Below are 6,870 nucleotides of genomic sequence, written 5' to 3'. Positions count from 1 at the left end.
CGCCCGGCCCCGGTCCCCGCCGGCGGCCCGCCCCCGGCACCGGCCGACCGCCCGGCCCCGGTCACCCGCCGGCGGCCCGCCCCCGGCACCGGCCGACCGCCCGCCCCCGGTCACCCGCCGGCGGCCCGGCCCCGGTCACCGGCCGACCGCCCGGCCCCGGTGAACGCCACCCGCATCGTGTCGCCGCGGCGGGCCTGGGCCGCGCACCGGGCGTAGACCGGTCGACGGACCCGCCTACGCCGAAGGACCCGTCTTTGTAACAGCGGGATGAAATCCGCTGCCCACCGCGTTGGTGCCATCCGGTAGACCAGCTCGAACGGGGAGGCATCGGTGACGGACGCAGAAGACGCTGTGGACGCGAGAGGCACAGAGGGCGCGGGACGGGCGCCGGGCTGGGCTCGGCGGCTGAGCGGCTATGCGTGGCGCTACCGGCGCAATGTGCTGCTGGCGCTCGGCTCCTCGCTCGCCGGCATGGCGGTGATGGCCCTCGTCCCGCTGATCACCAAGGTGATCATCGACGACGTCGTCGGCGACCACACGCGGTCCCTCGCCGTCTGGACCGGGCTCCTCGTAGCCGCCGCCGTGCTGGTGTACGCGGCCACGTACATCCGCCGCTACTACGGCGGCCGCCTCGCCCTCGACGTGCAGCACGACCTCCGCACCGAGATGTACGGGACGATCACCCGCCTCGACGGCAAGCGGCAGGACGAGCTGTCCACCGGGCAGGTCGTCGGGCGCGCCACCAGCGACCTCCAGCTGATCCAAGGACTCCTGTTCATGCTCCCGATGACCATCGGGAACGTGCTGCTCTTCCTCATCTCCCTGGTGATCATGGCGTGGCTCTCGCTGCCGCTCACCCTCGTCGCGGTCGCCGTCGCCCCCGCCCTCTGGTACATCGCCCGCCGCTCCCGCGCCCGGCTCTTCCCCGCCACCTGGTATGCCCAGGGGCAGGCCGCCGCCGTCGCCGGAGTCGTCGACGGGGCCGTGTCCGGGGTCCGGGTCGTCAAGGGGTTCGGGCAGGAGGAGCAGGAGACCGGCAAGCTGCGCGAGGTCGGGCGCAGGCTCTTCGCCGGGCGGCTGCGGACGATCCGGCTGAACGCCCGCTACACCCCCGCCCTCCAGGCCGTCCCGGCGCTCGGCCAGGTCGCGATGCTGGCCCTCGGCGGCTGGCTCGCCACCCGCGGCGAGATCACCCTCGGCACGTTCGTCGCGTTCTCCACGTACCTCGCCCAGCTCGTCGGCCCGGTCCGGATGCTCGCCATGGTCCTCACCGTCGGACAGCAGGCCCGGGCCGGCGTCGAACGCGTACTGGAACTGATCGACACCGAGCCGACCATGAAGGACGGCACCAAGGAACTCCCGGCCGACGCCCCCGCGAGCGTCGAGTTCGACGACGTGCGGTTCGGGTACGCCGACGGCCGCCCCGTCCTCGACGGCTTCTCGCTGACCATCGAGCCCGGTGAGACCGTCGCCGTCGTCGGTGCCTCCGGCAGCGGCAAGTCCACGGTCTCGCTGTTGCTGCCCCGCTTCTACGACGTGACCCACGGCGCCGTCCTGGTCGGCGGCCACGACGTCCGCGAGCTGACCCAGCGGTCCCTGCGCGCCGCCATCGGCCTCGTGCCGGAGGACAGCTTCCTGTTCTCCGACACCGTCCGCGCCAACATCGCCTACGGCTTCCCCGACGCCACGCAGGAACAGATCGAGGAAGCGGCCCGCGCCGCCCAGGCCGACCGGTTCATCGCCGACCTGCCGGAGGGCTACGACACCAAGGTCGGCGAGCACGGACTCACCCTCTCCGGCGGCCAGCGCCAGCGCGTCGCGCTCGCCCGCGCCATCCTCACCGACCCCCGGCTGCTCCTCCTCGACGACGCCACCTCCGCCGTCGACGCCCGCGTCGAGCACGAGATCCACGAGGCGCTGCGCCAGGTGATGGCCGGGCGGACGACCCTCCTGATCGCCCACCGCCGCTCCACCCTCGGCCTCGCCGACCGGATCGCCGTCCTGGAACACGGCAGGCTCGCCGACATCGGTACGCACGAGGAGCTGGAGCGCCGCTCCGCGCTCTACCGGCGGCTGCTCACCGACCCGGACGAGCTGGGCGGCACCTCGCCCGGACACCGTCCGCCGACCACCACCGCCGACACCACCCCCGAGGACGACCGAGCGCTCCAGGAGGAACTGGACGCCGAGTTCGACGCCGAGCGCGGCATCAGCCCCCGCCTGTGGGTCCGCGAGGAGGAGCCGCGCGACACCGGGGCGGCCAGCATGCCCGCCACCCCCGAACTGCTCGCCCAGGTCGAGGCGCTGCCCCCGGCCACCGACACACCCGACATCGACGAGGCACGGGCCGTCCGCGCCGAGGAGTCCTACGGACTGCGCAGGCTGCTGCGCGGCTTCGGGCTGCCGCTCCTGGTGAGCCTGGTGCTGGTGGCGGTGGACGCGGGCGCCGGGCTCCTGCTGCCCGTACTGATCCGGCACGGCATCGACCAGGGTGTCTCGAAGCTCGCACTCGGTGCCGTCTGGGCGGCCTCCGCGCTGGCCCTGGTGGTCGTGCTCGTGCAGTGGGCGGCGCAGATCGGCGAGACCCGCATGACGGGCCGGACCGGTGAGCGGGTGCTGTACTCACTGCGGCTGAAGATCTTCGCGCAGCTCCAACGGCTCGGCCTGGACTACTACGAACGCGAGCTGACCGGTCGCATCATGACCCGGATGACGACGGACGTGGACGCGCTGTCGACGTTCCTGCAGACCGGTCTGGTCACGGCCTTCGTCTCCGTCGTCACCTTCTTCGGCATCATGGTCGTGCTGCTGGTCCTGGACGTACAGCTGGCCCTCGTCGTCTTCGCGACGCTGCCCGTGCTGGTCATCGGTACGTTCTTCTTCCGCCGCAAGAGCGTCAAGGCGTACGAGCTGGCCAGGGAACGCATCAGTGTCGTCAACGCCGACCTCCAGGAGTCCGTCTCCGGGCTGCGGATCGTGCAGGCGTTCCGCCGCGAGCGCGACGGCGCGGACCGGTTCGCGCAGCGCAGCGACCACTACCGCGAGGCCAGGGTCCGCGGTCAGTGGCTGATCTCGGTCTACTTCCCGTTCGTGCAGCTGCTGTCGTCGGTGGCCGCGGCCGCCGTCCTGATCGTCGGTGCGGGCCGGGTCGACAACGGCACGCTCACCACCGGTGCGCTGGTCGCGTACCTCCTGTACATCGACCTGTTCTTCGCCCCGGTGCAGCAGCTCTCCCAGGTCTTCGACGGCTACCAGCAGGCCACCGTCTCCCTCGGCCGCATCCAGGAGCTGCTGCGGGAGCCGACCTCCACCGACGCCCCGGACGAACCGCTGGACGTGCTGTCGCTGCGCGGCGAGATCGCCTTCGAGGACGTGTCCTTCGCGTACGGGAGCGGCGACGACGCCGAGGAGGCCCTCAGCGGTGTCGACCTGCGGATCCCGGCCGGCCAGACGGTCGCGTTCGTGGGTGAGACGGGTGCGGGGAAGTCCACCCTCGTCAAGCTCGTCGCCCGGTTCTACGATCCGACGGGCGGCCGGGTCACGGCGGACGGCACCGATCTGCGCCGCCTCGACCTCACCGCGTACCGGCACCGGCTCGGGGTCGTACCGCAGGAGGCGTACCTCTTCGCCGGTACGGTCCGCGACGCCATCGCGTACGGGCGGCCCGAGGCCGGCGACGCCGAGGTGGAGGCGGCGGCGCGGGCGGTCGGCGCCCACGACATGATCGCCACGCTGGACGGCGGCTACCTGCACGAGGTCGCCGAGCGGGGCCGCAACCTCTCGGCTGGCCAGCGCCAGCTGATCGCGCTCGCCCGCGCCGAACTCGTCGACCCGGACGTCCTGTTGCTCGACGAGGCGACCGCCTCCCTGGACCTGGCCAGCGAGGCCCTGGTCAACCAGGCGACCGACCGGCTCACCGGCCGCCGCACCACCCTGGTCGTCGCCCACCGCCTGACCACGGCCGCCCGCGCCGACCGGGTCGTGGTGATGGACCACGGCCGGGTCGTCGAGGACGGCACGCACGACGAACTCCTCGCCAGGGAAGGGCACTACGCCGTGCTGTGGCGCACCTTCATCGGGGAGGACGAGCCCGCCGGAGTGTGAGTGCCGGGCCCGCCCCCCGGTGTCACTCGCCGATGCCGGAGATCTTGTAGGTGCGCAGGTCCGACCGCACGGTCAGGTACGAGTACGTGGGGTGCTTGCCCTTGCTCCAGGTGAGCCGCACCGTCGACCAGGTGTGACCCGCGCCGCTGTCGCCCGAGGTGACCCGGAAGCCGAGCGGGGTGTTCTGGGCGCGGAGCACGCCGTCCGCGTGGTTGCGCCGCTCCCAGTCGGCCAGTTGGGTGCGCAGTTGGGGGGTCAGATAGAACGACCTCAGGGAGGTGGCCAGTTCGCCGCCGCCCTTCGCCGTGACGGCATCGATGTAGGCGGCGTAGAAGTGGGCAACCTGTTGGAAGGCCGGGGCGCCGGCCTCGCTGCGGGCCGGCGCCGCGGCAACCGGGGCCTGCGGGGCGGCCGTGGCGGCGGGGACCACGGCGACGGCGGTGACGGCAGTGAGGAGAGCGGTGGCGAACAGCGTCCGGCCGATGACGCGCCGGGCGCGGGGGGCTCGGGCGCTCGGGAGTTGGAGCATGACAGTTCCTGCCTTTCGTGTGGATCCGCCCCGTTGGACCCATGCTGTGGCGATTTGGTTGCCCTGATAGCGGAGTACGCCTGATGCAACCTCCGGATGGCCTCCTGCGTCGTACGCATGTACGCACATGTGTCGAACATGGGCGTGGGTTTCGATCTGACGATGGGACTGCTGGTGATCAGAGGGACCGGAAAGACCGGCCGGTGCGGACGGGACGGACCGCGCCGGACCCTTGCGCGGCTGTTCGTGCTGCCGCTGGTGGCCGTCGTCGGTCTGGTGCTGACCGGTACCGCGGCGAAGAGCGCCGATGCCGCAACGGTCTGCGCCGGGCGCCCCGCGAAGACGGTCACGTTCAAGACCGGTGAGCTGCGCGTCTTCAAGAGCCGCTCCTATGCCTGCGCCGTCGCGGTCGCCAAGAAGCCGGGCTCGCGCCGCACGATGTCCGTGACGCTCCAGCCGCGCGGCGGCGGCCCCGTCGTCGACAGGGGCCGGTACACCCGACAGGCCGGCCCGGTGACGGTCCACGCGCTGAACCGGTGCGTCCGGGCCTCGGCCACGATTTCCGGAAAGTCCGGTTCCACGGGCTGGATTCTCTGCTGACGGCCCCGGCCCGTGATTCTCCCGGGCCGACGGGGGCTGGCGGCGCAGGTGTTGCCCCGCTAGGTTCACGGCGTCTGTTGTGAATCTTGGGGAGGGTGCATGCGTAAGGCGCTCAGAGGGTTCCTGTCGCTCGCGGTGCTCATCGGCACGGTGAGTGCGACGGGTGCCTCGGCCGGGGCGGCCACCGCCGCGGAACCGGCCGCGTTCCGGAGCACGGTCGGCAGTGACAGCGGCACGAGCACGGACATCAAGGACCGCATCCTGGCCATCCCGGGAATGCGCCTCATCGAGGAGAAGCCGTACGACGGCTACCGCTACTTCGTCCTCGACTACACCCAGCCGATCGATCACCGGCACCCGTCCAAGGGCACCTTCCAGCAGCGCATCACCCTGCTGCACAAGGACACGTCCCGCCCGACGGTCTTCTTCACCAGCGGCTACAACGTCTCCACGAACCCCAGTCGTTCCGAGCCGACCCGGATCGTCGACGGCAACCAGGTCTCTCTGGAGTACCGGTTCTTCACCCCGTCCCGCCCGTCGCCCGCCGACTGGTCCAAGCTCGACATCTGGCAGGCCGCCAGCGACCAGCACCGCGTCTTCACCGCGCTGAAGCAGATCTACACCAAGAACTGGCTGACCACCGGCGGCTCCAAGGGCGGCATGACCGCCACCTACTTCGAGCGCTTCTACCCCGAGGACATGGACGGTGTCGTCGCGTACGTCGCGCCCAACGACGTGGTCAACAAGGAGGATTCGGCGTACGACCGGTTCTTCGAGAACGTCGGCACCAAGGAGTGCCGCGACAGGCTGAACGGTGTGCAGCGCGAGGCGCTGGTCCGCCGTGAGCCGCTGGAGAAGAAGTACCAGGAGTACGCCGCCGCGCGCGGCTACACCTTCGATACCACCGGCTCGCTCGACCGGGCGTACGAAGCCGTCGTCATGGACTACGTCTGGGCGTACTGGCAGTACAGCCTGCTGTCCGACTGCGACACCATCCCGGCCGACGCCAAGAACGCCCCAGACCAGGCGATCTGGGACTCGATCGACTCGATCTCCGGCTTCTCCGCCTACACCGACCAGGGCCTGGAGAAGTACACCCCGTACTACTACCAGGCGGGCACCCAGCTCGGTTCGCCGAACATCAAGCAGCCGTGGCTCGGCGACCTCAGCCGGTACGGGTACCAGCCGCCGCGCAACTTCGTGCCGCGCTCGATCCCGATGAAGTTCCAGCCGTCGGTGATGCGCGACGTCGACAACTGGGTGAAGCAGCACGCCAACCACATGCTGTACGTGTACGGGGAGAACGACCCGTGGGGCGCGGAGCGCTTCCGGCTCGGTGCGGGCGCCCGGGACAGCTATGTCATGACCGTGGCGGGCGGCAACCACGGCTCGAACGTGGCCGGCCTCGCCGCCGACGACAAGGCGAAGGCCACGGCGGCCATCCTGCGCTGGGCGGGCGTCGCCCCGGCCGCCGTGCGGGACGACCCGGCGAAGGCGAAGCCGCTCGCGAAGTTCGACGCACGGCTCGACAAGCGGGACGTGATGAACGAGCGCGGGCTGCGGCCGTAACCGTTCCTTGCGCGAAGCCGTACCAACAAAAGGAGACCAAGGGGAAGGAAGGGGCTGTGCGGGTGCAC

Annotated in this window: 4 protein-coding genes and 1 pseudogene; 4 read left to right on the top strand and 1 reads right to left on the bottom strand. The window is 71.2% G+C overall.

Annotated elements, in window-relative coordinates:
• Positions 1-216: pseudogene (locus ACFU8Q_RS37495) on the top strand (dihydrolipoamide succinyltransferase); the annotation flags it as partial.
• Positions 217-330: 114 nt separating this feature from the next.
• On the top strand, positions 331-4,104 hold the full coding sequence (locus tag ACFU8Q_RS37490; protein ID WP_384463420.1) for an ABC transporter ATP-binding protein: 3,774 nt from the start codon (positions 331-333) through the stop codon (positions 4,102-4,104).
• 22 nt (positions 4,105-4,126) lie between these two features.
• Here ACFU8Q_RS37490 and ACFU8Q_RS37485 read toward each other — a convergent pair whose 3' ends face one another.
• Positions 4,127-4,633: a hypothetical protein gene (locus tag ACFU8Q_RS37485; protein ID WP_384463417.1), complete on the bottom strand. Its 507-nt coding sequence runs from the start codon at positions 4,631-4,633 to the stop codon at positions 4,127-4,129.
• A 162-nt stretch (positions 4,634-4,795) separates the two neighbouring features.
• On the opposite strand from ACFU8Q_RS37485, the gene ACFU8Q_RS37480 reads away from it, so the two are divergent.
• Positions 4,796-5,233, top strand: a complete 438-nt coding sequence (locus ACFU8Q_RS37480; RefSeq protein WP_384463423.1) for a hypothetical protein — start codon at positions 4,796-4,798, stop codon at positions 5,231-5,233.
• 99 nt (positions 5,234-5,332) lie between these two features.
• Positions 5,333-6,802, top strand: a complete 1,470-nt coding sequence (locus ACFU8Q_RS37475; protein ID WP_384463414.1) for a S28 family serine protease — start codon at positions 5,333-5,335, stop codon at positions 6,800-6,802.
• Positions 6,803-6,870: the final 68 nt, after the last annotated feature.

It is taken from the genome of Streptomyces sp. NPDC057543, assembly GCF_042801895.1.
GTDB lineage: Bacteria > Actinomycetota > Actinomycetes > Streptomycetales > Streptomycetaceae > Streptomyces.
This window is presented reverse-complemented; position numbering and strand designations above follow the sequence as displayed.

Bases quoted from the DNA above. Each gene is read 5' to 3' on its own strand.
- ACFU8Q_RS37485 (WP_384463417.1), bottom strand. From the start codon at position 4,633: ATGCTCCAACTCCCGAGCGCCCGAGCCCCCCGCGCCCGGCGCGTCATC.
- ACFU8Q_RS37480 (WP_384463423.1), top strand. From the start codon at position 4,796: ATGGGACTGCTGGTGATCAGAGGGACCGGAAAGACCGGCCGGTGCGGA.
- ACFU8Q_RS37475 (WP_384463414.1), top strand. From the start codon at position 5,333: ATGCGTAAGGCGCTCAGAGGGTTCCTGTCGCTCGCGGTGCTCATCGGC.